The organism is Mycobacterium senriense (assembly GCF_019668465.1).
Classification (GTDB): Bacteria; Actinomycetota; Actinomycetes; order Mycobacteriales; family Mycobacteriaceae; genus Mycobacterium; species Mycobacterium senriense.
The window spans coordinates 4,549,007-4,574,427 of the sequence record NZ_AP024828.1 but is presented as its reverse complement, the minus strand read 5'-3'; the positions used below and the strand labels follow the sequence as shown (position 1 = coordinate 4,574,427).

General features: G+C 68.8%; 22 protein-coding genes. 9 read left to right on the top strand and 13 right to left on the bottom strand.

Annotation, left to right across the window (positions count from 1 at the left end; translation table 11 throughout):
• Positions 1-81: 81 nt before the first annotated feature.
• On the bottom strand, positions 82-1,122 hold the full coding sequence (locus MTY59_RS21495; protein WP_221042951.1) for a hemolysin family protein: 1,041 nt from the start codon (positions 1,120-1,122) through the stop codon (positions 82-84).
• Complete coding sequence (locus MTY59_RS21490; RefSeq protein WP_221042950.1) at positions 1,119-2,489, bottom strand: hemolysin family protein; 1,371 nt, start codon at positions 2,487-2,489, stop codon at positions 1,119-1,121. Before MTY59_RS21490 ends, MTY59_RS21495 begins: the two co-directional genes overlap by 4 nt.
• A 320-nt stretch (positions 2,490-2,809) precedes the next feature.
• On the opposite strand from MTY59_RS21490, the gene MTY59_RS21485 reads away from it, so the two are divergent.
• Positions 2,810-3,427, top strand: coding sequence for a GNAT family N-acetyltransferase (locus MTY59_RS21485; protein ID WP_221042948.1), 618 nt, complete (start codon positions 2,810-2,812; stop codon positions 3,425-3,427).
• 30 nt (positions 3,428-3,457) lie between these two features.
• On the opposite strand, the gene MTY59_RS21480 is transcribed toward MTY59_RS21485, so the two are convergent.
• From MTY59_RS21480 to MTY59_RS21465, 4 genes are all read right to left on the bottom strand, one after another.
• On the bottom strand, positions 3,458-4,894 hold the full coding sequence (locus tag MTY59_RS21480) for a GuaB1 family IMP dehydrogenase-related protein (RefSeq protein ID WP_221042947.1): 1,437 nt from the start codon (positions 4,892-4,894) through the stop codon (positions 3,458-3,460).
• A 52-nt stretch (positions 4,895-4,946) separates the two neighbouring features.
• The gene (gene gndA, locus MTY59_RS21475; RefSeq protein ID WP_221042946.1) at positions 4,947-6,416 is read right to left on the bottom strand and encodes an NADP-dependent phosphogluconate dehydrogenase; all 1,470 of its coding nucleotides are present in this window, start codon (positions 6,414-6,416) and stop codon (positions 4,947-4,949) included.
• Between the two features lie 100 nt (positions 6,417-6,516).
• Positions 6,517-7,467: a M56 family metallopeptidase gene (locus tag MTY59_RS21470; protein WP_221042945.1), complete on the bottom strand. Its 951-nt coding sequence runs from the start codon at positions 7,465-7,467 to the stop codon at positions 6,517-6,519.
• A 14-nt stretch (positions 7,468-7,481) separates the two neighbouring features.
• The gene (locus tag MTY59_RS21465; protein ID WP_221042944.1) at positions 7,482-7,901 is read right to left on the bottom strand and encodes a BlaI/MecI/CopY family transcriptional regulator; all 420 of its coding nucleotides are present in this window, start codon (positions 7,899-7,901) and stop codon (positions 7,482-7,484) included.
• Positions 7,902-8,219: 318 nt separating this feature from the next.
• Between MTY59_RS21465 and MTY59_RS21460 the strand changes: the two genes are divergently transcribed.
• Positions 8,220-8,648, top strand: a complete 429-nt coding sequence (locus tag MTY59_RS21460; RefSeq protein WP_415823065.1) for a PaaI family thioesterase — start codon at positions 8,220-8,222, stop codon at positions 8,646-8,648.
• 68 nt (positions 8,649-8,716) lie between these two features.
• On the opposite strand, the gene MTY59_RS21455 is transcribed toward MTY59_RS21460, so the two are convergent.
• The 3 genes from MTY59_RS21455 to MTY59_RS21445 form a co-directional block, all read right to left on the bottom strand.
• The gene (locus MTY59_RS21455) at positions 8,717-10,102 is read right to left on the bottom strand and encodes an NAD(P)/FAD-dependent oxidoreductase (protein ID WP_221042943.1); all 1,386 of its coding nucleotides are present in this window, start codon (positions 10,100-10,102) and stop codon (positions 8,717-8,719) included.
• A 186-nt stretch (positions 10,103-10,288) separates the two neighbouring features.
• Complete coding sequence (locus MTY59_RS21450; RefSeq protein WP_221042942.1) at positions 10,289-11,206, bottom strand: LLM class F420-dependent oxidoreductase; 918 nt, start codon at positions 11,204-11,206, stop codon at positions 10,289-10,291.
• Between the two features lie 52 nt (positions 11,207-11,258).
• Positions 11,259-11,936 carry an SDR family oxidoreductase gene (locus MTY59_RS21445; protein ID WP_221042941.1) on the bottom strand — a complete coding sequence of 226 codons (678 nt, stop codon included), beginning with the start codon at positions 11,934-11,936 and terminating at the stop codon, positions 11,259-11,261.
• Between the two features lie 182 nt (positions 11,937-12,118).
• On the opposite strand from MTY59_RS21445, the gene modA reads away from it, so the two are divergent.
• The 6 genes from modA (at position 12,119) to MTY59_RS21415 (ending at position 17,564) form a co-directional block, all read left to right on the top strand.
• Complete coding sequence (modA, locus tag MTY59_RS21440; RefSeq protein ID WP_221042940.1) at positions 12,119-12,898, top strand: molybdate ABC transporter substrate-binding protein; 780 nt, start codon at positions 12,119-12,121, stop codon at positions 12,896-12,898.
• Positions 12,899-12,906: 8 nt separating this feature from the next.
• Positions 12,907-13,701 (top strand): ABC transporter permease, encoded by a 795-nt coding sequence (locus tag MTY59_RS21435; RefSeq protein WP_221042939.1) that lies wholly within the window; start codon positions 12,907-12,909, stop codon positions 13,699-13,701.
• Positions 13,698-14,795, top strand: coding sequence for a sulfate/molybdate ABC transporter ATP-binding protein (locus tag MTY59_RS21430; RefSeq protein WP_221042938.1), 1,098 nt, complete (start codon positions 13,698-13,700; stop codon positions 14,793-14,795). Before MTY59_RS21435 ends, MTY59_RS21430 begins: the two co-directional genes overlap by 4 nt.
• 122 nt (positions 14,796-14,917) lie before the next feature.
• Complete coding sequence (locus tag MTY59_RS21425; protein ID WP_221042937.1) at positions 14,918-16,039, top strand: alanine and proline-rich secreted protein Apa; 1,122 nt, start codon at positions 14,918-14,920, stop codon at positions 16,037-16,039.
• Between the two features lie 146 nt (positions 16,040-16,185).
• A complete protein-coding gene (locus MTY59_RS21420; protein WP_221042936.1) occupies positions 16,186-16,488 on the top strand; it encodes a GlsB/YeaQ/YmgE family stress response membrane protein in 303 nt (100 codons plus the stop codon).
• 47 nt (positions 16,489-16,535) lie between these two features.
• Positions 16,536-17,564, top strand: coding sequence for a zinc-binding alcohol dehydrogenase family protein (locus MTY59_RS21415; protein WP_221042935.1), 1,029 nt, complete (start codon positions 16,536-16,538; stop codon positions 17,562-17,564).
• A 7-nt stretch (positions 17,565-17,571) separates the two neighbouring features.
• Here the strand turns inward: MTY59_RS21415 and MTY59_RS21410 are convergent, their stop codons facing one another.
• The 4 genes from MTY59_RS21410 to MTY59_RS21395 form a co-directional block, all read right to left on the bottom strand.
• Positions 17,572-18,333, bottom strand: coding sequence for a CPBP family intramembrane glutamic endopeptidase (locus MTY59_RS21410; RefSeq protein ID WP_221042934.1), 762 nt, complete (start codon positions 18,331-18,333; stop codon positions 17,572-17,574).
• Positions 18,334-18,476: 143 nt separating this feature from the next.
• Positions 18,477-20,882 carry a phosphoketolase family protein gene (locus MTY59_RS21405; protein WP_221042933.1) on the bottom strand — a complete coding sequence of 802 codons (2,406 nt, stop codon included), beginning with the start codon at positions 20,880-20,882 and terminating at the stop codon, positions 18,477-18,479.
• Positions 20,883-20,926: 44 nt separating this feature from the next.
• On the bottom strand, positions 20,927-21,775 hold the full coding sequence (locus tag MTY59_RS21400; RefSeq protein WP_221042932.1) for an SDR family oxidoreductase: 849 nt from the start codon (positions 21,773-21,775) through the stop codon (positions 20,927-20,929).
• A 104-nt stretch (positions 21,776-21,879) separates the two neighbouring features.
• Positions 21,880-22,797, bottom strand: a complete 918-nt coding sequence (locus MTY59_RS21395) for an undecaprenyl-diphosphate phosphatase (protein ID WP_221042931.1) — start codon at positions 22,795-22,797, stop codon at positions 21,880-21,882.
• Between the two features lie 206 nt (positions 22,798-23,003).
• Here MTY59_RS21395 and MTY59_RS21390 point away from each other — a divergent pair, with 206 nt between their 5' ends.
• The gene (locus MTY59_RS21390; protein WP_221042930.1) at positions 23,004-25,412 is read left to right on the top strand and encodes a CaiB/BaiF CoA-transferase family protein; all 2,409 of its coding nucleotides are present in this window, start codon (positions 23,004-23,006) and stop codon (positions 25,410-25,412) included.
• The last annotated feature ends 9 nt before the right edge of the window (positions 25,413-25,421 follow it).

Genomic DNA, 25,421 nt, shown 5'->3' with positions numbered 1-25,421 from the left:
CCTGCCCTCCAGCACTTTCTTAACTGGTAGCCGTGAAAGATCATACGGGCTGCGCAGAGTCGTCCCGGCCGGCCAGTGCCGCTACGCGTCGCGCATGGTGCCGACGAGGTCTTCAACCAGGTCTTCCATGGCCACCATGGCCACCACCGCGCCGGTTTCGTCGGTCACCAACGCCAGATGGCTGTTGCTGCGCCGCATCCGGGACAGGGCATCGGCCAGCGGCAGCGATTGGGACAGTCGCGGCAGCGGGCGCACTTTCGCCAGATCGATCACCGTCTGCGGATCGTCGTCGAGCGTCAGCACGTCCTTGATGTGCAGGTATCCGAGGAAGACGCCGCTGACGCTGGCCACCGGGAATCGCGAGTATCCGGTCTGGGCCAGGGCCTGCTCGACCGCCCCGACGGTGGGGCCCGAGCCCGCCGCGGCGACCGGTACCGCGTGCACGCCGGCGAGGGGGACCGCCACGTCACCGACCACCCGGTGGCGAATTTGCAGCGCCCGGGTGAGCCGGGTGCGTTCCTCGCGGTCCAGCAAGCCCTCGGACTCCGATTCGGCGATCATCTCGCTGAGCTCGACGGGGGAGACTGTGATCTCCAGCTCGTCCTTGGGTTCGACCCCGAACGCGCGCACCACCAGGTTGGCGCACTTGTTGTAGAACACGATGAACGGCCGGGCGGCCCGCACGTAGGCCAGATACGGCGGGACGAGCAGCATCGCGGTGCGTTCCGGTCCGGCCAGCGCGATGTTCTTCGGCACCATCTCGCCCAGCAGCACGTGCAGCGTCACCACGATGGCCAGCGCGATCGCGAACGACAACGTGTGCAGCAGCGCCGGGTGAACTCCGGTGAGCCCCAGCGCTGTTCGCAGCAGATTGGACACCGCCGACTCGCCGATGCGCCCGAGCAGCAGGGACGCGGCCGTGACGCCCAACTGGGCACCGGCCAACATAGACGGCAGCTGTTCCCCGGCGCGGATCACCGTGACCGCGGCCGCCTTGCCCTGTTCGGCCAGCGCCTCGAGGCGGTCGCGCCGCGCCGAGATCAGCGAGAACTCCGCCCCGACGAAGAACGCGTTCACCCCGATCAACAGGCAGGCCACCAGCAGGCCCATGGTGTCGCTCATCGGCGCGCCCCGATCGCAGGGGCGTCACCGTGACTGCTCAGTTCGATCAGCTCGAGCAGGTCGATCCGGCGGCCATCCATCCGGATCACCGTTGCCTGCCAACGCGTCGCCGCGTCCAGCAAGCCGTCGGAGTCCAGCGCGGGCAGCTTGACCGTGTCGCCGGCCACCGGGATGTGACCGATCTCGCGCAGCACTAGCCCGCCGATGGTCTCGTAGGGGCCTTCCGGGGCCCGAAAACCGGTCGCGGCGGCAACCTCGTCGATGCGCAGCAGGCCCGAGACTCGCCAGCCGGAGCCGGCGGGCACCACATCCGGAGTCGCGTCGTCGTGTTCGTCGCGGACATCGCCGACGATTTCCTCGATCAGGTCCTCGACGGTCACCATGCCGGCGGTGCCGCCGTATTCGTCGACGACCAGCGCGGTTTGCAGGTTGTTGGCCCGGATCTCGGCCATCACCGCGTCGCCGTCCAGGGTTGACGGCACCTTGGGAACGGGTTGGGCCACCGTGATCAGCCGAGTGCGGGCGCGTTCGGTCCGCGGGATGGCGAACACCTGCTTGACGTGCACGATGCCGACCGTCTCGTCGAGGTCGCCGTCGACGATCGGGAAGCGGGAGAATCCGGACTCGGCGGCCGCGGTCACCAGGTCGGCGACCGTGTCGTCGGTCTGCAGGGCCACGATCTTGGACCGGGGCGTCATCAGCTCCTCGGCGCTCAGGGCGCCGAACTGCAACGAACGCCGCACCAGGGCCGCCGTCGCGGCGTCCAGGGCGCCGCTGCGCGCCGACGAACGCACCAGCGACAACAGCTCCTGCGGGGACCGGGCCGAGCGCAGCTCTTCGGCCGGTTCGACGCCGAGCCGACGCACGATCCAGTTCGCCGCCCCGTTGGTCAGCCGGATCGCGGGGGTCAGCAGCAACGAAAACAGCAGCTGGGCGCTTACGACGGCGCGGGCCGCCGACAGCGGGCGCGCCACCGCCAGGTACTTGGGCACCAGCTCGCCGAACACCATCGACACCGACGTCACGATCACCAGCACCAGGAAGGCCATGATCGCGTCGCCGACCTTGTCGGGTACGCCGATGGCATCCAGCCACGGATGCGGCAAGTCCTCTACCATCGGATCGGTCAGGTAACCGGCCGCCAGCGTGGTGATCGAGATACCCAACTGGGCGCCCGACAGCTGAAACGACAGCCGGTGGTGCGCGTGACGAATCCAGCGGTCGCGGCGTCCGCCGCCACGCGCGTTGGCCTCGACTGCGCTGCGGTCCAGGGTGGTCAGCGAGAACTCCGCGGCGACGAAGACGGCGTTGCCGAAGATGAGCACCGCGATCGCCACAACGCTGATCACGGTGACGGTGACGTTCATGAACAACGCCGCCGGCCGGCCGACGAGAAAGGCTTCATGAGCGAAGACGGTGCCGAAGGAGGCTCCGCATCGGGCGATTCGGCTGACGGCCCGTGCGCCCGCAAGCCGATGGCTGGCACGGGTGCCTGCGGCACGTCGATCCTTTCGCTGCCTGATGGCTGAGCGGCCGCGGTTGCGTCCGTCTTTGCTGTCATATGCTAGCCCGGGCCGTGGCCGCACGGCGCTGCCCAACCCTGGCCATGGGGTCGCTTATTCGAATTCGGCCGCCGACCGGCCCAACTAAAGTATGGCTAACCTTACTCAGGTACGCTCTGCGCACTATGCCCGACGCTCAGACGCCGTCCATTCAGATCCTTCCGCGCGAACGCTTCGACATTCCCGACGAGATAGCGCGCATCGCCCGGCCACCGGTTCCCACCCTCGATCCACCGTTCGACATCCGCGTGGCGCAGCTCGAGGACGTGGACATGGTGACCGAGTGGATGAACCGCCCGCATTTGGCGCAAGCCTGGGAATACGACTGGCCGGCGCGCCGGTGGCGCCAGCACCTCGGCGCCCAGCTGGACGGGACGTATTCGCTGCCGTTGCTCGGCAGCATACGAGGCATACCGCGCGCCTACCTCGAATTCTATTGGGGCGCAAAGGATCTGATATCCCGATACTACGACGCCGAGCCTTACGACCTGGGGCTGCACGCCGCCGTCGCCGACCTGAGCCTGGTGAACCGCGGCCTGGGCGCGATGCTGTTGCCCCGCATCGTGGCCAGCGTCTTCTCGGCGGAGCCCCGGTGTCGGCGGATCATGTTCGACCCCGATCACCGCAACACCGCCGCGCGCCGGCTGTGCGAGTACGCCGGGTGCCAGTTCCTGGGCGAGTACGAGACGACGAACCGGCGCATGGCGCTCTACGCGCTCGAGGCACCGCTCACGGACTCGTAGCCGCTGCAGTCGGGGGCGCCTACCCCCGCGTCACCAGCCCTGTGGCAGCGGATGCCCCTCGGCGAAGCCGGCGGTCGACTGCACGCCGACCACCACCCGGTCGTACAGCTGCGCCAGGTTGGCCGCGCCGACATAGGTGCAGGTGCTGCGCACGCCCGAGGTGATGTGATCGAGCAGGTCCTCGACCCCGCCGCGTCCCGGGTCCAGCCCCATCCGGGACGTCGAAATGCCTTCCTCGAACAACGCCTTACGGGCCCGATCGAAAGCGCTGTCCGCCCCGCTGCGCGCGACCACCGCCCGTTTGGAGGCCATGCCGTAGCTCTCCTTGTACGGCTGGTCGTCGCGGTCGCGCATCAGGTCGCCGGGCGACTCGTAGGTGCCGGCGAACCACGACCCGATCATCACGTTGGACGCCCCGGCGGCTAGCGCCAGCGCCACGTCCCGGGGATGCCGGACGCCGCCATCGGCCCACACATGTCCGCCCAATTCCCTTGCTGCCGAGGCACATTCAACGACTGCGGAGAATTGCGGGCGGCCGACGCCGGTCATCATCCGGGTGGTGCACATCGCGCCGGGCCCGACGCCGACCTTGACGATGTTCGCCCCGGCGCCCAGCAGGTCGCGGGTGCCCTCCGCCGACACGACGTTGCCCGCCGCCAACGGCACTCCCGATTCGAGTGTCGCGACAGTCCGGATCGCCTCGATCGTCTTGACCTGATGTCCGTGCGCCGTGTCGATCACCAGCAGGTCGACGCCGGCCTCGACCAGCGACCGCGCCTTGGCCCCGACGTCGCCGTTGATGCCGATGGCCGCGCCTATCCGCAGCCGGCCCCGCGCGTCGACGGCCGGCGTGTACAGGCCCGCGCGGATGGCGCCGGTGCGGGTCAGCACGCCGGCCAGCGTGCCGTCGGCATTCGTCACGACAGCGACACCGATGTGCGACTGCTCGAGCAGGTCGAAGACCTTGCGCGGCTCGGTTCCCACCGGGGCCGTGACGAAGTCGGTCATCGCGACGTCCCGCACGCGGGTGAAGCGATCAACCCCCAGGCACGACGATTCGCTCACCAGGCCCAGCGGACGGCCCTCGAAGGCGACCACCGCGACACCGTGCGCGCGCTTGTGGATCAGGGCCGTCGCGTCGGACACCGAGTCGTCGGGCCCGAGCACCACCGGGGTGTCGAGAACCAGGTCGCGACTCTTGACGAACTCGACCGTCTGCTGCACCGCGGTGATCGGCAGATCCTGCGGCAAGATGACGAGTCCGCCACGACGCGCGACGGTTTCGGCCATCCGCCGGCCCGCCACCGCGGTCATGTTGGCGACGACGACCGGGATCGTGGTGCCCGAGCCGTCACCGGTGGACAGGTCGACGTCAAACCGCGACGCGATCTCCGAGCGGTTCGGCATCACGAACACGTCGTTGTACGTCAGGTCGTATGCGGGTCTGTGCCCGTCGAGAAACCTCATCGCAGTCGCCCCACCAATTCAAGCCCCCTTCACGCCCTCTGCTGTCGCCCGGCTAGGCGGGCACTTCGGAGCGGTCTCCGCTCCACAGTGTGTGGAACCGCTTGTCCGGGTCGTCATCGATGCGGCCGTAGGTGTGTGCGCCGAAGAAGTCCCGCAAGCCCTGGGTGAGTGCCGCGGGCAACCGCTCGGTCCGCAGCGCGTCGTAATAGGACAGCGCGGAGGCGAAGCCGGGGATCGGGATGCCGAGTTCGGTGGCCTTCACCACCACGCGACGCCAGCTGTCGATGGATTCCTCGATGGCACTGCGGAAGTAGGGCGCGACAATCAGGGTCGGCAGGTCGGGGTTCTCGTCGAACGCCTCCTTGATCCGGTTGAGGAACTTCGCCCGGATGATGCAGCCGCCGCGCCAGATCGTCGCCATGTCGCCGGGCGTGATGCCCCAGTCGTATTCGGCGCTGCCCGCCTGGATCTGGTTGAAGCCCTGCGCGTAGGCGATGATCTTCGACGCGTACAGCGCCTTGCTCACGTCGTCGATGAATTGCGTTGCGTCGCTGGGCTTCTCGCCGAGCTGCCCGGAGGCCAGCCCGGTAGTGGCCTTGCGCTGGGCGACCGAGCCGGACAGGGCGCGGGCGAACACCGCCTCGGCGATACCGGTCACCGGCACACCGAGATCGAGCGCCGACTTCACGGTCCAGCGGCCGGTGCCCTTCTGCTCGGCCTCGTCGAGGATGAGGTCGACCAGCGGCTTGCCCGTCTTGGCATCGGTCTGGCGCAGCACCTGCGCGGTGATCTCGATCAGGAAGCTGTCCAGGTCGCCCTTGTTCCACTCGGCGAACACGTCGGCGATCTCGGGAGCGGTCTTGCCCAGGCCGTCGCGCAGCAGCTGGTAGGCCTCGCCGATCAGCTGCATGTCGGAGTACTCGATGCCGTTGTGCACCATCTTGACGAAGTGACCGGCGCCGTCGGGGCCGATGTGGGTGCAGCACGGCACGCCGTCGACGTGTGCGGAGATCTCCTCGAGCAGCGGGCCCAGCGACTTGTACGACTCGGCGGGGCCGCCCGGCATGATCGACGGGCCGTTGAGCGCGCCCTCCTCGCCGCCGGAGATGCCTGCACCGACGAAGTGCAGGCCGCGCTCGCGGATCGCCTTCTCGCGGCGGATGGTGTCGGTGTAGAGCGCGTTGCCGCCGTCGATGATGATGTCGCCTTCTTCCATGGCGTCGGCGAGCTCGTTGATGACGGCGTCCGTGGGGTCGCCCGCCTTGACCATGATGATCACCCGGCGCGGCTTCTCCAGCGCGTCCAGAAATTGTTCGATCGTCTCGGAGCGGACGAAGTTGCCCTCGTCGCCATGCTCTTTGAGCAGCGCATCGGTTTTGGCGATCGAGCGGTTGTGCAGCGCCACGGTGTAGCCGTGGTGGGCGAAGTTGCGCGCGAGGTTCGAGCCCATGACGGCCAGGCCCGTGACGCCGATCTGCGCGGTGCCGGTCGTGGAACTGGAGTGGGCATCCGACGAACTCATGTTTTCGCCTCTCAATTTGGAGAACTTTTCCGAAAAGCTTTCGGTGACACTGTGGCACAGCGAACAGCTGGACGCCCGGGGTGATCGGCCCTCGGCTGCGTCAGAGGTTGAACAGGCGTTCCAGCTCGGTGAGCCACGGGACAGCCAGCGCGATGGTGGGCACCACGAATACCGCCGCCGCTGCCAGGTATGCGGCCGCCGAGAGCAGCGGGCTGTTGCCGCGTCCGCCCAGGCGGCGCACTCTGAGCACCGTGCTGGGCCCGCTGGCCGCGAGCGCGCCCGACGGGGCCCGCCCCGATGCGCACGCGACCAGCGCCCGGGCCAGGGGAGCGCGACCGGCGGCGCGGACCGCCGCGTCGTCGGCGAGCAGCTCGACCAGAAGCTGGACCGCGCCGAGCGCGTTGGCGCTGCGGACCAGCCGCGGGAAGGCCGCGTGCACGGCGGTGAAGGCCTCCAGCACCAGGTCGTGCCGCGCCCGCAGGTGGGCGCGCTCGTGGGTGAGGATCGCCTCGACCTCGGGGTCGGCGAGAGTGCTCAGCGTTCCCTCACTGACCACCACCCGGCTGCGCACGCCGGGCAGGCAGTAGGCGAGCGGCTGCGGGACGTCTAGCACGCGCAGGTCGCGCGTGCGGGCGCAGGGCTGCGACAGCGCTGCGCCGTGGCCGACTCCGACCAGGTCGACCACCATGCGGTGGTGGGCCCGTCGTTTGCGGTTGGCGATGGCCACCCGGATCACCGCGACCATCAGCCGGGCGCCGACCAGCACGGTCAGGGCGAAGACGCTGACGTAGACCGTCCACAGCGGCCAGCCGAGGCGGTCGGCGGCGCCGACGATGCTGGTCGTGGGGCGCCCGTCGCGACCGGGCACCAACAACCGGGTGGCGATCGCGATGCCGGCGCTGAATGCCGACAGGACCGCGGCCAGCGCGACGGCTTGCCAGAGCACCATGGCGGCGCGGGGAGCGCGCAGCGGCCAGCGCGCGCGTGCCAACATCGCCGGCACCGGGCCGGTCAGTAGCACCGCGAGAATGGTGAAAGCCAGCGCGGACACACAGTTAGTGTCCCTCAGCCCTCCGGTCCAGCGCCAGCAGATGGCGAGTTATTGCGTTGATTGGCTTCCAGTTCGGCGAGTGCGCGCCGCAGCGCCTCCGCCTCGTCGGCGCCGACGCGTTCGACGAAGTGCACCAGCGCGGCCTGACGGCCACCGGAATCCTCGGCCTGGGCCAGCGCGTCCACCATGAGTCCGGCCACCAGTTCGTCGCGTCCGTGCACCGGTGCGTACCGGTGTGCCCGGTCGTCGCGGATCTGGGAGACGAGGTTCTTCTTGGCGAGCCGTTGCAGCACGGTCATGATCGTGGTGTAGGCCAGGTCACGCTGCGCCGCCAACGCCTCATGGACCTGGCGGACGGTCTGAGGCTCGGGCGTCGACCAGAGATGGTCCATGACGGCCCGTTCCAGGTCTCCCAGCCGAGTCAGTTTGGCCATAGTTGGTTCATCTCCTGAGCGTCGAATCAAGCGTACTCCGGCTTACTACCGACGGTCGTACGGAAGGCTGACAAATCATTGTGTCGGCCGCCCGCGCGCCCCCGCCGCGAACAAGAAGAACAATACCCCTTGCAAAGTTAGGGCAGCCTTGCCTATTCTGAGGGAGTCGAGCGATAACGGACCGTGTGAGAGTCCTGAGGGCTGCAGCGACCCCCGGTCTACTCGATCGGCGAGCCCCGTGCCTTCGAGGCACGGGGTTCAGCCGTTTTCTGGGTCAGAATCCGCCGCGAGAGCGCGCCGGGGCCATGGTGTAGACACATGGACGTGCCAGAGCCGCAGAACACGATCCTCCCGCCGGACTTCGCCGCACCCTTCGACCGCGAGATCGGGCTTCAATTCACCGAACTCAGCCCCGACGGCGCCCGGGCCCAGCTGGAGGTCACGCCCAAGCTGCTGCAGCCGATGGGTTTGGTTCACGGTGGCGTTTACTGCTCGATGATCGAAAGCATGGCCAGCGTGGCCGCCTACACGTGGCTGGCCACCCGCGGCGGTGGGAACGTGGTGGGCGTCAACAACAACACCGATTTTTTGCGCTCCATCGGCTCGGGCATGGTGTATGGCACCGTCGAACCGATCCACCGCGGCCGTAGCCAGCAATTGTGGTTGGTCACCATCACCGACAGCGACGACCGGGTGGTCGCCCGCGGTCAGGTGCGGCTGCAGAATCTCGAGATTCGCCAAGGCTGACCGAACCCGCCGGGCCGCGATGAAATAGGTTGACCGGCAACCTCGTTGGAGGTACCGACGACGAACGGCTAGCTCGCCCGCCTGGCTGCCGGCCGCTTGGTCTCCGCGGCGAGCACCGCCAACTGTTCGAGCCGGGTCCGGGCGAACGCCTGCTGCTCGGTGATGGTCAGCTGGCCGCGGCGGGTGCTCAGGAACGTCACCGTCCAGGACAGCAGCGTGCTGATCTTGGTCTTGAAACCGACCAGGTACACGAGGTGCAGCACCAGCCAGGCGAACCAGGCGAACAGGCCGCTGAACTCGACCGGGCCGATCTTGGCCACCGCGGAGAACCGCGACACCGTCGCCATGGAGCCCTTGTCGAAGTACTGGAACGGTTCCCGGTCGGCCGGGTTCGCACCGCCCAGTTCGGCCTTGATGGTGCTCGCGACGTACTTGGCGCCCTGAATCGCGCCCTGCGCCACTCCCGGCACGCCTTCGACGGCGGCCAGGTCCCCGATGACGAACACGTTCGGGTGGCCGGGGACCGACAGGTCGGGCAGCACCTTGACGCGGCCGGCCCGGTCCAGTTCGACCGACGACTGATCGGCGAGGTCGCGGCCCAGCGGGCTGGCGGACACCCCGGCGGACCACACCTTGCAGGCCGACTCGATGCGCCGGACGGTACCGTCGGAATCCTTCACGGTGATGCCGTTGCGGTCGACGTCGGTGACCATCGCACCCAGCTGGATCTCCACGCCCATCTTCTCCAGCCGGGCCGCCGCGCGCTGACCGAGCTTGTCGCCGAACGGCGGCAGCACGGCGGGCGCGGCATCGAGCAGGATCACCCGCGCCTTCGTCGAGTCGATGTGCCGGAACGAGCCCCTCAATGTGTCCTTCGCCAATTCCGCTATCTGCCCGGCCATTTCGACGCCGGTGGGACCGGCGCCGATCACGGTGAACGTCAGCAGCTTGGCTCGCCGTTCCGGATCGCGAGACCGCTCGGCCTGCTCGAACGCGCTGAGGATGCGCCCGCGCACCTCGAGGGCGTCGTCGATCGACTTCATGCCGGGCGCGAACTCGGCGAAATGGTCGTTGCCGAAATACGACTGGCCGGCGCCGGCGGCGATGATCAGGCTGTCGTAGGGGGTGTCGTAGGTGTGTCCGAGCAAGTCGGACACCACGAACTTGCCCTCCAAATCGATGTGGGTGACGTCGCCCAGCAGCACCTGAACGTTGCGCTGCCTGCGCAGCACGACGCGGGTGGGCGGCGCGATATCGCCTTCGGACACAATGCCCGTCGCCACTTGGTACAGCAGCGGCTGGAAGAGGTGGTGCGTCGTCCGGGCGATCAGTTTGATGTCAACGTTGGCGTGCCTGAGTTTCTTTGCCGCGTTCAGTCCGCCGAACCCGGAGCCGATGATGACGACCTGGTGACGGCGCTCCGGTCCAGCTGTGGTACCTGGCTGGGGGCTCATGTTTCCGCTGCTCCTGACGGGGGCTTCTGGACGCGCGACTGCGATCAGCCACCACGCTAGTCAGGCGGATACCCCCAAACCTAGCTGGCACCATGTGTAATCAAACACAGCACCAGTATCACTGCTGGTCATCGAACGTGATACTCGTCATGTTCGCCCGACCGGTCGGCTGCGGCCCCGAAATCCCTACAGTCCCACGAGCGGACGCAGCGCTGCGCCGGCCGCCTCGATGACGCCGGGCGTGTAGAAGGGCAGGTTGATGATCACGCCGTCGACGCCCGCGTCGATCACCTTGGTCTTGATCTGATCGGCGATCGAATCCGGTGTGCCGACCACCGCGCGCTGCGTCATGTCAGCGGGAAGCTGGTCGAGGCTCGCGTTTTCGTCGATCAGCACCGTGGTCAGCGTGCTGGTCTCCAGGGTTGCGGGGTCGCGGCCCACCTCGGCGCAGGCCCGCCGCACCGCATCCAGCTTGCGCGGCAGCTCGTCGAAACCGGCGATCACGTTGAGATGGTCGAAATGCCGTGCGGCGAGCGGGATCGTCTTCTTCTCGCCGCTGCCGCCGATCATCAGCGGAATGTGGTCCCGGAAGCGAGGATTGGCGAATGCCTCGCTGGCTTGATACCACTTGCCCGAGAAGGTGGCCCGCTCGCCCTTGATCATCGGCAGGATGATTTGCAGGGCCTCGTCGAGCCGGTTGAACCTGTCGGTGAAGGTGCCGAATTCGAAGCCCAGCTGATCGTGCTCGAGCTGGAACCAGCCGGTGCCGATCCCGAGGATCGCCCGGCCCTGGCTCACCACGTCCAGCGTGGTGATGATTTTGGCCAGCAGGGCTGGGTTGCGATACGTGTTGCCGGTGACCAGCGTGCCCAACTGCACCCGCTCGGTGGCGGTGGCCAGCGCCCCCAGGGCGGTGTAGGCCTCCAGCATCGGTTGATCGGGGGTTCCCAACACGGGCAGTTGGTAAAGATGGTCCATCACGAAAACCGAATCAAATCCGGCGGATTCGGCTTCGCGGGCTTGGGCGATGACGGTGGGGAAGAGTTGCTCAACCCCGGTGCCGTAGGAGAAGTTGGGAATCTGCAGACCGAGTCGAATAGCCACGGGATTTACCGTAGCGATCGGCCCGGCCCCGGAGAAGGGTGCGCGCTACGCCTCAGGCGAAACGCGCCAGCGCGCCGTGACTCACATGCAGCGTCTGCCCGGTGATGTGGCGAGCCGCCGACGTGGTCAGGAACAACGCCAACCGGGCGGCCTCCGCGGCCACCGGCGCAGGTGTGCGGGACAGCCCGTCATAGCCGGCCTCGGCGCTGCGCCCACTCGCCACCACGTTGACCGTGATTCCGCGGGTGCCGAAAATGCCCGCCTGCCCGGCGGTCCAGTTCGAGAGCGTGGCCTTTATGGCCGCGTCGGCGCTGCCCGACGGCGGGTTCTCGGGCACCAGACTGATGATGGAGCCGCCCGAGCGCAGGTGATCACCCACGGCCTGCACGGTCAACACTGCCGAAAGCACCGTCGCGTCAAGGGCATTGCGCCAGGCGTTGGCCGTGTCGGCGATCGAATACGTGCGCGGGTCGCCGGCGTCCCAGATGGGGGCCGGCACGTTGACGATGGTGTCCAGATGATGCGGGAACAGCGGACGGGCTTCTTCGAGGCTGGCCGGGTCGGTGGTGTCGCAGACGATCGCCTCGACCTCGAGCTCCTTCGCGGCGATCTCCAGTTCGCTCTTGCGTGCGCCCACCAGGGTCACCTTGTGGCCGTCATCGCGGAAGCTCTCGGCCACCGTGCGCCCCAGGTCCGTGTCTCCGCCGGTAACCAGCACCTCCACTGCCATGACCTCCTCGTGTTCACGCGCGTTATGGCATCAATTCCCACCTATGTTACTGGACAGTAGCTAGTCGGCGAAACTTACGCCGACTCGACGCGCGGATCATTTGCGTAACTATTCGGGCGCCACTTTCTTGCGGCGATTCAACAGCCGAGCGGACCGCATCATCGGCGGGCTAGGGTGCATCCATGCGTCGGATCGGGATCCTGGCCGCTCTAATTTCGACCGTGCTGATGGCAGGCCTGATCGGGTGTGGTTCGAAGTCGCCCTCCTCGCAGACCTCGTCGACTTCCGGCGGCAAGGTCATGGTGTTCGCCGCGGCGTCGCTCAAGCCGTCGTTCACCCAGATCAGCCAGCAGTTCAAGAACCAGAATCCGGGCGTCGGCGTCGACTTCGAGTTCGCCGGCTCCTCCGACCTGGCGACCCAGCTGACGCAGGGCGCGACGGCCGACGTGTTCGCTTCGGCCGACACCGCGCAGATGGACACCGTCAGCAAGGCCGGCCTGCTGAACGGCAATCCGACGAACTTCGCGTCCAACACCCTGGTCATCGTCACCGCGCCGGGCAACCCGAAGAAGATCGGCTCCTTCGCCGACCTGGCCAGGCCCGGCCTCAACGTGGTGACCTGCCAGCAGCCGGTGCCGTGCGGGGCGGCGACACACCGCGTCGAGGACAGCACCGGGGTACGCCTCAACCCCGTCAGCGAGGAACTCAGCGTGACCGACGCCCTCAACAAGGTCACCAGCGGCCAGGCCGACGCCGCGCTGGTCTACGTCACCGACGCCAAGTCCGCCGGCAGCAAGGTCGCGACCGTGCAGTTCCCGGAGGCCGCCAGCGCGGTGAACGTCTATCCCATCGGCGTGCTGAAGAACGCGCCGCTCACCGCGCAGGCGCAGAAGTTCGTCGACCTGGTGACGTCACCGACCGGGCAGCAGATCCTGGCCCAAGCGGGCTTCGCGAAACCCTGACGCCGACCATGCACCGGCCGACGGGTCTGCCCCGCTGGGTGTACGTCCCCGCCGCAGTCGGGACCGTCTTCGTGGTGCTGCCGTTGCTGGCCATCGCGGTCAAGGTCGACTGGCCGCATTTCGGGTCGCTGATCAGCAGCCCGTCGTCGCGGACAGCGTTGTTGCTGAGCCTGAAGACCGCCGCCGCCAGCACGGTGCTGTGCCTGGCTCTGGGGGTGCCGATGGCGCTCGTGCTGGCGCGCAGCGCGGCGCGCGTGATCCGGTTGCTGCGGCCGCTGATCCTGCTGCCGCTGGTGCTGCCGCCCGTGGTGGGCGGAATCGTGTTGCTGTACGCGTTCGGCCGGCTCGGGCTGCTCGGCCGGTACCTGGAAGCCGCCGGGGTCAGCATCGCGTTCAGCACGACCGCCGTGGTGCTGGCCCAGACGTTCGTTTCGCTGCCATTTCTGGTGATTTCCCTGGAGGGCGCCGCGCGCACCGCAGGGGCCGACTTCGAGCTGGTGGCCGCGACGCTGGGGGCGCGCCCGAGCGTCGTCTGGTGGCGCGTCACCCTGCCGCTGCTATTGCCGGGTGTGGCGTCGGGCGCGGTGCTGGCCTTCGCCCGCTCGCTGGGCGAATTCGGCGCGACGCTGACGTTCGCCGGATCTCGGCAGGGGGTGACCCGCACGCTGCCGCTGGAGATCTATCTGCAACGGGTGACCGACGCCAATGCCGCTGTGGCACTATCGATCCTGTTGGTGGTGGTGGCGGCCCTGGTGGTCTTGGGCCTGGGTACTCGCCGGCTGACCGGCACCGGGCAAACATGAGCGAACTGCAGCTGCGCGCGGCCGTCTCGGATCGCCATGTGGACGTGGAGTTCTCCGTGTCCGCGGGCGAGCTGCTCGCGGTGCTCGGCCCCAACGGCGCGGGCAAATCGACCGTCCTGCATGTCATCGCGGGGCTCCTTCGACCGGACGACGGAGTGGTGCGGCTGGGGGACCGGATCTTGACCGACACCGCGGCCGGGATAGATGTGGCGACGCACGACCGCCGGGTCGGGCTGCTACTGCAGGACGCGTTGCTGTTCCCGCACATGAGCGTTGCCGCCAATGTCGCGTTCGGTCCGCACAGTCGGCGCGCGAGGCGGCGCCCGACTCGCGCCGCCCGGGAGGCGACCGCGCTGCGCTGGCTGCGCGAGGTGGACGCCGAGCGCTTCGCCGACCGGAAACCGCGACAGCTTTCCGGCGGGCAGGCCCAGCGGGTCGCAATCGCCCGGGCACTGGCGGCCGAACCCGACGTGTTGTTACTCGACGAACCTCTGGCCGGGCTCGACGTCGCCGCCGCCGCGGCGATCCGGGCGGTGTTGCGCAAAATCATCACCCGCATCGGCTGCGCGGCGATCCTGGTCACCCACGACCTGCTGGACGTGTTCACCCTGGCCGATCGCGTCCTGGTGCTGGAATCCGGCAGGATCGCCGAAGTCGGCCCGGTGCCTGAGGTTCTCACCGCACCCCGCAGTCATTTCGCGGCCCGCATCGCGGGCATCAACCTGGTGAACGGAACCGTCGACCGCGACGGCTCGCTGCGCGCGGCGTCCGGCGACCGCTGGCATGCGGCACCGCCGGGGGGCGTCGTGGCGCCGGACCAGCATGCGATCGCGGTGTTCCCGCCGACGGCCGTGGCCGTCTACCGGGATCGCCCGCACGGCAGCCCCCGCAACACCGTTGAGGTCACCGTGGCCGAGATGGATGTCCGCGGGGCGGCCGTGTGGGTGCGTGGCGCGCAGCAACCCAACGGTGCCCCGGGCCTCGCCGCGGAGATCACCGTCGACGCCGCATCCGAGCTGCAACTGGTGCCCGGGGATCGAGTGTGGTTCTCGGTCAAGGCCCACGAGGTGGCGCTATATTCCGCCGCGCGGTGAGGCGCTGAGTGCGCGCGTCGCACCCTCGAAAAGATTGCACATTGGCAACATCGGTAAATCCGCACCGCATTAGTCCGCAATGCATCCTTGCGTCACAGCGGTAACACGGTAGGTTCGTCGCCATGGAGCAGGTGGATCCGACTTCGACCCGTCGCAAAGGACTGTGGACGACGCTGGCGATCACCACGGTGACCGGTGCCAGCGCAGTCGCCATCGCGTTGCCCGCGAGTTCCAGCGCCGATCCCGAGGTGCCGACCCCGGTCCCGCCGACCACGGCCGCGGCCCCGCCGGGGGCGCCGGCGACCAACGCGCCGCCCGCGGCCCAGGCGCCGAATGGGCAACCGGCACCGGGTGATCCCAACGCAGTCCCGCCGGCGGCCAACCCCAACGCGGTCCCGCCGCCGGCCAACCCCAACGGGGCACCGCCGCCGCCGGTCGACCCGAATGCGCCGCCGCCTCCACCGGCCGACCCGAACGCCGGGCGGATCACCAACGCGGTCGGGGGATTCAGCTACGTCCTGCCGGCCGGCTGGGTGGAGTCGGACGCGTCGCACCTCGACTACGGCTCGGCGCTGCTGAGCAAGGTCACCGGTCCGCCGCCGGCGCCCGACCAGCCACCAGCGGTCGCCAACGACACCCGCATCGTGATGGGTCGCCTGGACCAAAAGCTCTATGCCAGTGCGGAAGCCAACAATGCCAAGGCCGCGGTGCGGCTGGGCTCGGACATGGGCGAGTTCTTCATGCCCTATCCCGGCACCCGGATCAACCAGGACGCCACTCCGCTCAACGGGAGCAACGGAAGCACCGGCAGCGCCTCGTACTACGAAGTCAAGTTCAGCGATGCGTCCAAGCCCAACGGCCAGATCTGGACGGGCGTCATCGGTTCCGCCAACGGTGGGACCGCCCAACGCTGGTTCGTGGTGTGGCTCGGAACCTCGAACGACCCGGTGGACCGGGGCGCGGCCAAGGCGCTCACCGAGTCGATCCAGGCGTGGACACCGCCGGCCGCTCCAGGCGTCCCCGCGGCGCCGGGGGCGCCGGGAACAGCACCGGGTGCCCCTGGAACGGCGCCTGCTCCCGGCGCGCCGGCACCGGCTCCCGCTGCTCCGGCGGCGCCGGGGGCACCCGCGCCCGCTGCTCCGGCGGCGCCCGGGGCACCCGCGCCGGTTCCCGGTGGTGCGCCGGCCTCCTCCGGGGTCAGCCCGACGCCCACACCGACGCCGCAGCAGACCTTCTCGGCCTGACCGCGCCGCTCGCCGGCGCGCTCCTACCCGAAACCGACTGGTCAACCGTCTCCAATTCGGCACTCATTTCGTGACCCAAACTGGGTATACCGAGATGACGGCCCAGCAAATAGCTGGGCCTTGCCAGCGATTGCAAGGAGTCTTCCATGTACGTCATTGCTGCTACCGAATATCTGGCCCGCTCCTCGACGCTGACCAGCGTCGGCTGGATCGGCTACATCATCATCGGCGGTCTGGCGGGCGCGATCGCCAGCCGGATCATCCGCGGTAGCGGTGCCGGCATCCTGATGGACATCGTCATCGGAATTGTCGGCGCGTTGATCGGCGGGTTCATCCTGAGCTTCTTCGTCAACACCGCGGGTGGTGGCCTGATCTTCACCTTCTTCACCGCACTGCTCGGAGCCCTCCTTCTGCTCTGGGTCGTCGGCCTGGTGCGCCACAGGACCTAACCGGCTTAAGGCGTTGCGGCCGTGGTGGTTAGCGGCATGATGGATTGATGCCTCCACCGGTGACCACCACGGCAATGCGCGCCTGGCGCGTGCGTCGGCCCGGGCCGATGAACACCGGTCCACTGGAGCGAGTCACCGCCGAGGTGCCGCACCCCGGCCCCGCCGAACTGTTGGTGGCGGTGCACGCATGCGGCGTGTGCCGCACCGACCTGCACGTCACCGAAGGCGACCTGCCCGTGCACCGCGCCGGGGTAACTCCCGGTCATGAGGTGGTCGGCGAGGTCATCAGGATGGGTGATCAGGCGGGCGACGAATTCCGGGTGGGAGACCGGGTGGGCATCGCCTGGCTTCGCCACACCTGCGGCGTGTGCACCTACTGCCGTCGCGGCGACGAAAACCTATGCCCCGATTCCCGTTACACCGGCTGGGACGCCGACGGCGGTTACGCCGAATTCGCCACGGTCCCGGCCGCTTTCGCCCACCCCTTGCCGAGCGGCTACAGCGACAGCGAGCTCGCACCTTTGTTGTGTGCGGGCATCATCGGCTACCGCTCGCTACAGCGCGCCGAGCTGCCGCCCGGTGGCCGCCTGGGGCTCTACGGCTTCGGCGGTAGCGCGCACATCACCGCGCAGGTGGCGCTGGCGCAAGGCGCCGAGGTGCACGTGATGACCCGTGGGATCAAGCCGCAGGAACTGGCGTTGGACCTCGGCGCGGCGTCGGCGCAGGGTGCGGCCGACCCGCCCCCGGTGCCGCTGGATGCCGCGATTTTGTTTGCCCCGGTCGGTGATCTGGTGCTGCCCGCGCTGGAAGCGCTGGACCGCGGCGGCACCCTGGCGATCGCGGGGATTCACCTGTCCGATATCCCGGCCCTGAACTACCAGCGTCACCTGTTCCAGGAACGCCAGGTCCGGTCGGTCACGTCCAACACCCGGGCGGACGCGCGGGCCTTCCTGGACTTCGCGGGCAAGCACCACATCGAGGTGACGACGCCGGAATATCCGCTCGGGCAGGCCGATCGGGCGCTGGCGGATCTGAGTGCGGGCCGCATCGCCGGCGCGGCGGTGCTGCTGGTCTGATCCCGCGTCAGGTGGACAGGTGCCACACCAGCGCGGCGGCCAGCGCGCCGAGCCCGTTCAACGACCAGTGCAACGCGATGGGTGCGATCAGGCTGCCGCTGCGCCGGCGCAGCCAGCTGAAGACGAATCCGGCGGCCCCGGTCGCCAGGACGGCCCCGGTCACGCCAGCCATCATGCCCACGATTCCGCCACCGAACATCCGGGTGAAGCCAACGTTGCTGCTGGTCAGCCCGAGCGACGTGGCGACATGCCATAGCCCGAACAACAGCGAACCCGCCAGCGCGACACCGCGGAAGCCCCAGGCCCGGTTGAGCGTGCAGTGCAGGACCCCCCGGAAGGCCAGTTCCTCGGGGATGACGGTCTGCAGTGGGATGACGACCATCGAGGCGATCATCGCCCCGGAGATCGTGGCGTAGCGGTTGTTCATGAACAGCGGCCGGGTCTCTGGCAGCAGCACGCCCAGCGCGATCATCGACGCGACTACGGCCACCGCGGCCAGCGCGTAGCCCATGCCGGGCTTCCAGTGCTCGCGGCCCAGGCCGAGGTCCGCCCAGCCCAGACCGCGCCAGCGCATCAAAATGACCAGCCCGACCGCCGCGGCCGGCACGGTGGCGATGCTCGCCCACGGGGTGGTGAAGTGCGCGATCAGGTTGGTCAGCACCAGCACCACGACGACGACGCCGATGTCGAGGTGGATCCGGAATCGGTGCAGCACCGAGAGCTGGGACACCGCGGGGTGGATATCGGCTGTCCCGGTGGCGTCAGGCATCCGACCAGTTTACCGGCGCAGGCGGGACCGCCCGGGTTGCTCGCGTCACTCGGCGGCCCAGTCCGATGGGTCGTCTCGCTCCATCACTGCCTGCGTTCGTTCTGCCCGCTCGACTCCCAGTCTGATGGGTCGTCTCGCTCCCATCACTGCCTGCGTTCGTTCTGCTCGCTCGACTCCCAGGTCCAGCCGGCGATCTCCGGGTCGTCCTCACCGTGCTCGCGGGTGTACATCCGCGCGGCGAGGCGGGCGTCGGCCATCCGCTGCCGCAGCATGGCGGCGCGACTGGCCAGCCCGTCCACCCGGTCGATGACGTCCATGACCAGGTGGAAGCGGTCCAGATCGTTGAGCATCACCATGTCGAACGGCGTGGTCGTGGTGCCGCGCTCCTTGAAGCCACGCACGTGTAGGTGCGCGTGGTTGGTGCGGCTGTAGGTGAGCCGGTGGATCAGCCAGGGATAGCCGTGGTAGGCGAAGATGACCGGCTTGTCGCGGGTGAACAGCGCGTCGAACTCGCGGTCCGGCAGGCCGTGCGGGTGCTCGGAATCCGGCTGCAGCCGCATCAGGTCGACGACGTTGACCACCCGGACGCCCAGCTCCGGCAGCTCGCGGCGCAGGATATCGGCGGCGGCCAGGGTCTCCAGCGTGGGAATGTCGCCGGCGCAGGCCAGCACCACATCGGGCTCGTCGGTGGCGGTGCTCGCCCACGGCCAGATGCCCAGGCCGCGGGTGCAGTGCGCGATGGCCTCGTCCATGTCGAGGTAGGCGAGCGCGGGCTGCTTGCCGGCGACGATGACGTTGATGTAGTCGCGGCTGCGCAGGCAGTGATCGGCCACCGAGAGCAGCGTGTTGCCGTCCGGCGGCAGGTAGACGCGGGTCAGCTCCGGGCGCTTGTTGGCGACGAGGTCGATGAAGCCCGGGTCCTGATGGGACGCGCCGTTGTGGTCCTGACGCCAGACGTGCGAACTGAGCAGATAGTTGAGCGACGCGATCGGCCGGCGCCACGGCAATTCCCGGCTGGTGGCAAGCCATTTCGCGTGCTGGTTGAGCATCGAGTCGACGATGTGCACGAACGCTTCGTAGCAGTTGAACAGCCCGTGCCGCCCGGTCAGCAGATAGCCCTCCAGCCAGCCCTGGCACAGGTGCTCGGAGAGCACCTCCATCACCCGGCCGTCGGGCGCCAAATGCTCGTCGTCGGGTTCGACCTCCGAAAGCCACACCTTGTCGGTCGACCCGAAGACGGCGTCGAGCCGGTTGGAAGCCGTCTCGTCGGGCCCCATCAGCCGGAACCGGTCCCGGTTGCGGGCGATCACGTCGCGCAGGAACGCGCCCAGCACCCGGGTGGCCTCGTGCATGGCCGCCGCCGGCCGCTCGACGGCCACGGCGTAGTCGCGAAAGTCCGGCAGGTCCAGATCGTGCAGCAACAGCCCGCCGTTGGCGTGCGGGTTGGCGCTCATCCGGCGATCGCCTTTGGGTGCCAGCGCCCGCAATTCCTCGCGCAGCCTGCCGTTGTCGTCGAAGAGCTGCTCGGGCGCATAGCTGCGCAGCCAGTCCTCCAGCTGGGCGCGGTGCTCGGGATTGTCGTGCGTCTCGGACAGCGGCACCTGATGCGAGCGCCAGGTGCCCTCGACCTTCTTGCCGTCCACCACCTTGGGCCCGGTCCAGCCCTTGGGCGTGCGCAGCACGATCATCGGCCATACCGGTCGTTGCGACGCACCGCCGCCGCGGGCCGCGCTCTGGATCGCCGCGATGTCGTCGAAGGCGTCGTCGAATGCGGCGGCCAGTTGCCGGTGCACATCGGCGGGGTCGTCCCCGGCGACGGTGATCGGCCGGTAGCCATAGCCGCGCAACAACGACTCCAGCTCGTCGTGCGGGATGCGGGCCAGCACCGTCGGGTTGGCGATCTTGTAGCCGTTGAGCGCCAGGATGGGCAGCACGGCGCCGTCGGTCACCGGGTTGAGGAACTTGTTGGAGTGCCAGCTGGCGGCCAGCGGCCCGGTCTCGGCCTCGCCGTCGCCGACGACGCAGGCCACCACCAGGTACGGGTTGTCCAGGGCCGCGCCGTAGGCGTGCACCAGCGCGTAGCCGAGCTCACCGCCCTCGTGGATGGATCCCGGCGTCTGCGCCGCAACGTGGCTGGGGATGCCGCCGGGGAAGGAGAACTGCCGGAACAGCTTGCGCAGCCCTTCGGCGTCCTCCTCGATGCCGGTGTACACCTCGCTGTAGGTGCCTTCCAGGTAGGCGTTGGCGACCAGCCCGGGGCCGCCGTGACCCGGCCCGGTCACGTAGATGACGTCGGCGTCGCGGTTGCGGATGATCCGGTTCAGGTGGGCGTAGACGAGGTTGAGCCCGGGCGTCGTGCCCCAGTGCCCCAGCAACCGCGGTTTGACGTGCTCGGTGGTCAGCGGCTCGGTGAGCAGCGGGTTGTCCAGGAGGTAGATCTGCCCGACCGACAGATAATTGGCGGCGCGCCAATACTTGTCGAGCAGAGCGAGTTCGTCGTCGGAGAGCGGAGATTCGGTGGGCGCGGAGGTGCGGGTTTCTAGGCTCACCCGCCCGATTGTCCGCGCCTTCGGTGAACAATGCTCGTGCGCCGTTACTCCTCGCCGCGGGCGCGGGCCTCGTACGCCCGGCGCTTGGCGACGTCGACGTCGTCGGTGAAGACGTGATCACCACCGAGCATCCGGTTGAGCCCCTCGGCGATTCGGCGCGGCCAGAATTTCTGGGACACCACCATGGCGCCCGCCGCCTTGGTGATCCGCACCCGGGGTTTGGGGTGGGCCACCAGGTTGACGATCGCGTCGGAGATCTCGGTGGGTTCGGCGTTGCGGAACCCCTTCATGCCGGGAGTTCCGGCGACCAACTCGGTGTTGACGAACGTCGGCAACACAAGCGAGAACTTCACGCCGGCGTCGTGGTACTCGAGGCGGGCCGAGTCGGTGAATCCGACCACCGCGTGCTTGCTGGCGCAGTAGGTGGCCAGCCCGACGATGTTGAGTTCACCGGCCAGCGAGGCGACGTTGATGACGTGCCCCTTGCCGCGTGGCGCCATGCGCTGGGCGGCCAGTTTGCTGCCGACGATCACGCCGTAGACGTTGATGTCGAGGATCCGCCGGGTGACCGCGTCCGGCTCGTCGACGATCTTGCCGACGGGCATGATGCCGGCGTTGTTGATCAGCACGTCGATCGGGCCGAGCCGGCGCTCGACCTCGTCCAGGAAATCGGAGAACGAGTGCGGATCGGTGACGTCGAGCTTCCCGTAGACGTCCAGGCCCAGGTCGGCGCCCGACTCCTTCACGCGCCTCTCGTCGACGTCGCCGATGGCGACCTTGGCGCCCAGATTGTGCAGCGCGGTGGCGGTGGCCAGCCCGATGCCCCGGGCGCCACCGGTGATCACGACGACCTTGCCGCGGACCTTCAGGCCAATCGACGCCGTGTCTGCCATTCCGGTCCCCCCAGCTTCTTGACGGGTGTCAACTAGCCAACGGGCTAAGCACAGCACTCGAAGTCGCCCTAGCGCAACAATCCCCGGTGACCGGGGCGGGCCGTTCAGCGCAGGGCGAACCAGATCAGGCTGGCGCCGCCGGTCAGGGCACAGTAGATCGCGAACGGCGTCAGCGTGCGGGTCTCGAAATACCGTGTCAGGAAACGCACGGCGAGATAGGCGCACACGAATGAGGCGACGCTGCCGGCCAGTACCTGGCCGCCGATTCCGGCGCCGAGCGGCCCGAAGAGTTCCGGGATCTTGTACACGCCCGCGGCCAGGATGATCGGGGTCGCAAGCAAAAAGGAGAATCGGGCCGCGTCTTCGTGCGACAAGCCCCGCCACAGCCCGGCCACGATGGTGATTCCCGAGCGGCTGATGCCGGGCAGTAACGCGAGGATTTGCGCCGCGCCGATCACCACGCCGCGGGGCAGGGAGAGTTGGGCGAGCCGGCGGTCGGAGGCCTCGTCGCCGTGTTCGGGTTCCCCGCGGTCCATCACGGCCTGATCCGGTGCGGGAGCGATGCGCCGGCGCAGCACCTCGCCGACATATAGGGCGATGCCGTTGAGCAACAGGAAGGCCGCCGCGGGTACGGGCTTGCCGAGCGTGGTGCGGAACAGCTGTTCCAGCAAAAGCCCCGCCAGGCCCACCGGGATGGTGCCCGCCACGATCAGCCAGGCGAGCCGTTCGTCGGGCGTCTGGATCCGCCGATGCCGCAGCGAGGTGACAAACCCCGTCAGGATGCGCACCCAGTCGCGCCAGAAGAACACCAGCAGGGCGGCGGCGGTGGCCACATGCAGGCCCACGATGAACGCGAGGTACGGCGACTTGGGCGCGGACACGCTGAGGTCCTGGGCCCATCGCCCGCCTACCAGCGCCGGCACCAGCACCGCGTGCCCCAGGCTGGACACCGGGAACAGCTCGGTCACGCCTTGGAATGCGCCGACCACCACGGCCTCCACGTAGCTCAGGTGCGCGGTCATAGTGATGCCTCCATGCGACGACGGACGGGTCGGGCTGATCGGCCTGTGACGATAGCCGACGCCGACCATCGACTGAACCGTGCGCCAAAGCCGACCACGCGCCCGCCGAATCAGCTTGCCCACCCGGCACTTTGGCTGCCGCGGTGGCCGATCGGCGCCGGCAACGGCCGCCGGGCAAGGCCTGACCAGGCAGGTACGGTGTCCAGATGGCCGACGGATTGCTCGATGCCGTTCGCGTCCTCGACTTGTCGAGCGGCGTCGCGGACGCGGTCACCCGGCTGTTCGCCGACCTGGGCGCCGACGTCCTCAAGGTGGAGCCGCCGGGCGGTGGCCTGGGACGCGATGCGCTGCCCACGCTACGGGGAGCAAGCATTCCGTTCGCGGTGCACAACGCGAACAAGCGGAGCGCGGTGCTCGATCCGTTCGACGACGAGGACTGCGACCGCTTCCTGGACTTGGCCGCCGAGGCCGACATCGTCGTGGACACCGGCGCCGACGAACGCGGAGCCATGTTCGGGACCTCGGGCGAGGAGCTGGCGGCCCGCTATCCGCACCTGGTGGTGCTGTCGATCACCGACTTCGGTGCGACGGGTTCGCGGTCGTCGTGGCGTGCCACCGATCCCGTGTTGTATGCAATGGGTGGCGCGTTGTCGCGCTCCGGTCCCACCACCGGCACCCCCGTGCTGCCGCCGGACGGTATCGCATCGGCGACCGCCGCGGTTCAGGCGGCGTGGGCAGCGCTCGCGGCGTACTATAACCGATTACGTTGCGGCACAGGCGATTACATCGACTTCTCCTGGTTCGACGCCGTCGTCATGGCCCTCGATCCCGCCTTCGGAGCACACGGTCAGGCCGCCGCCGGGGTCCGTCGCAGCGGGCGGTGGCGCGGCCGGCCGAAGAACCAGGACGCCTACCCGATCTACCCCTGCCAGGACGGCTACGTCCGGCTGTGCGTGATGGCGCCGCGGCAGTGGCGCGGCCTGCGGTGCTGGCTGGGGGAGCCGGAGGAGTTCCAGGACCCGAAATACGACGCGATCGGTGCGCGGTTCGCGGCCTGGCCCCGGATCAGCGAACTCATCCGGGAACTGTTCGCCGCGCAGACCATGAAGGACCTGGTGGCCGCCGGACAGGCGAACGGGGTGCCGATCGCCGCGGTGCTGACACCGGCGCGGATCCTGGGGTCCGAGCACTTTCAGGCGGTGGGCGCCATCACCGACGCCGAACTCGTCCCCGGCGTGCGCACCAGCGTGCCGACCGGATATTTCGTCGTCGACGGCCGGCGCGCGGGTTTTCGCACGCCGGCGCCGGCCGCGGGCCACGACGAACCCTATTGGCGGGGCACTCCGTCGGTGGTCCCGTCGTCCTCGGGCCGGCTCGGCGACTACCCCTTTGCCGGGCTGCGGATCCTCGATCTGGGCATCATCGTCGCCGGTGGTGAGCTGAGCCGGTTGTTCGGCGACCTGGGCGCCGACGTCATCAAGGTCGAAAGCGTCGATTACCCGGACGGATTGCGGCAGGCCCGGGTCGGCGACGCCATCAGCGAGTCGTTCGCCTGGACGCACCGCAACAACCGCGGATTGGGACTGGATCTGCGCAGCACCGAGGGCAAGAAGATCTTCGCCCGCCTGGTGGCCGAGGCCGACGCAGTGTTCGCCAACTTCAAGCCGGGAACCCTTACGGCACTGGGGTTTTCCTACGATCAGCTGCGCGCCGTCAACCCGCGGATCGTGCTGGCCGAAAGCAGCGCGTTCGGCGACACGGGCCCGTGGAGCGCCCGATTGGGCTACGGCCCGCTGGTCCGCGCCACCACCGGGGTTACCCGGCTCTGGACGTCCGACGGCGCGCCGGGCGAAGCCGACACCGGCAGGCACGGGTTTTACGACGCGACGACGGTATTCCCCGACCACGTGGTGGGGCGGGTCACGGCGATCGGCGCGCTGGCCGCGCTGATCCACCGCAACCGGACCGGGCGCGGAGCCCACGTGCACATCTCGCAGGCCGAAGTCGTGGTCAACCAGCTCGACACGCTGTACGTCACCCAGGCCGCGCTGGCCGCGGGTGTCGCACAGATCCGCGAGGACACCAGCCTGCATGCGGTCTACCCCTGCGCGGGCGAGGACGAATGGTGCGTCATCTCGATCCGCTCTGACGACGAATGGCGCCGCGCCGCTTCGGTATTCGACCATGCCGGATGGGCAGACGATCCGCGCTTCGCCACCGGTGAAGCGCGGCTGAACCATCGCGACGAGCTGGTGGAGCTGGTCTCCGGCTGGACCCGCACGCGCACCCCGCTGCGGGCGGCCGAGCTGCTGCAGTCCGCCGGGGTGCCCGCCGGGCCGATGAACCGCCCGCCGGATGTGCTCGAGGACCCACAGCTGATCGCGCGGAACGTGTACAGCCCCATGACGCATCCGCTGATCGAGAGCCCGTTGCCGGCCGAGACGGGCCCGGCGCCGTACCGCCACATCCCGGCGGCCCGGCAGGCCCCGGCGCCGCTGCCCGGCCAGGACACCGTCGAGATCTGCCGAAGCGTGCTGGGAATGAACCCCGCGGACATCCAGCGCCTGATCGACGACGGCGTCCTGTCCGTCCCGCCCGACGGCGCGGATTCATAGCCACGCTAA

What these genes read in the sequence shown, in the direction of transcription:
- MTY59_RS21445 (WP_221042941.1), bottom strand. Translation starts at nt 11,936, where the DNA reads ATGGCAGTGGAGGTGCTGGTTACCGGCGGAGACACGGACCTGGGGCGC.
- MTY59_RS21485 (WP_221042948.1), top strand. Translation starts at nt 2,810, where the DNA reads ATGCCCGACGCTCAGACGCCGTCCATTCAGATCCTTCCGCGCGAACGC.
- MTY59_RS21400 (WP_221042932.1), bottom strand. Translation starts at nt 21,775, where the DNA reads ATGGCAGACACGGCGTCGATTGGCCTGAAGGTCCGCGGCAAGGTCGTC.
- gndA (WP_221042946.1), bottom strand. Translation starts at nt 6,416, where the DNA reads ATGAGTTCGTCGGATGCCCACTCCAGTTCCACGACCGGCACCGCGCAG.
- MTY59_RS21410 (WP_221042934.1), bottom strand. Translation starts at nt 18,333, where the DNA reads ATGCCTGACGCCACCGGGACAGCCGATATCCACCCCGCGGTGTCCCAG.
- MTY59_RS21490 (WP_221042950.1), bottom strand. Translation starts at nt 2,489, where the DNA reads ATGAACGTCACCGTCACCGTGATCAGCGTTGTGGCGATCGCGGTGCTC.
- modA (WP_221042940.1), top strand. Translation starts at nt 12,119, where the DNA reads ATGCGTCGGATCGGGATCCTGGCCGCTCTAATTTCGACCGTGCTGATG.
- MTY59_RS21455 (WP_221042943.1), bottom strand. Translation starts at nt 10,102, where the DNA reads ATGAGCCCCCAGCCAGGTACCACAGCTGGACCGGAGCGCCGTCACCAG.
- MTY59_RS21430 (WP_221042938.1), top strand. Translation starts at nt 13,698, where the DNA reads ATGAGCGAACTGCAGCTGCGCGCGGCCGTCTCGGATCGCCATGTGGAC.
- MTY59_RS21425 (WP_221042937.1), top strand. Translation starts at nt 14,918, where the DNA reads ATGGAGCAGGTGGATCCGACTTCGACCCGTCGCAAAGGACTGTGGACG.
- MTY59_RS21495 (WP_221042951.1), bottom strand. Translation starts at nt 1,122, where the DNA reads ATGAGCGACACCATGGGCCTGCTGGTGGCCTGCCTGTTGATCGGGGTG.
- MTY59_RS21460 (WP_415823065.1), top strand. Translation starts at nt 8,220, where the DNA reads ATGGACGTGCCAGAGCCGCAGAACACGATCCTCCCGCCGGACTTCGCC.
- MTY59_RS21390 (WP_221042930.1), top strand. Translation starts at nt 23,004, where the DNA reads ATGGCCGACGGATTGCTCGATGCCGTTCGCGTCCTCGACTTGTCGAGC.
- MTY59_RS21415 (WP_221042935.1), top strand. Translation starts at nt 16,536, where the DNA reads ATGCCTCCACCGGTGACCACCACGGCAATGCGCGCCTGGCGCGTGCGT.
- MTY59_RS21465 (WP_221042944.1), bottom strand. Translation starts at nt 7,901, where the DNA reads ATGGCCAAACTGACTCGGCTGGGAGACCTGGAACGGGCCGTCATGGAC.
- MTY59_RS21395 (WP_221042931.1), bottom strand. Translation starts at nt 22,797, where the DNA reads ATGACCGCGCACCTGAGCTACGTGGAGGCCGTGGTGGTCGGCGCATTC.
- MTY59_RS21420 (WP_221042936.1), top strand. Translation starts at nt 16,186, where the DNA reads ATGTACGTCATTGCTGCTACCGAATATCTGGCCCGCTCCTCGACGCTG.
- MTY59_RS21435 (WP_221042939.1), top strand. Translation starts at nt 12,907, where the DNA reads ATGCACCGGCCGACGGGTCTGCCCCGCTGGGTGTACGTCCCCGCCGCA.
- MTY59_RS21480 (WP_221042947.1), bottom strand. Translation starts at nt 4,894, where the DNA reads ATGAGGTTTCTCGACGGGCACAGACCCGCATACGACCTGACGTACAAC.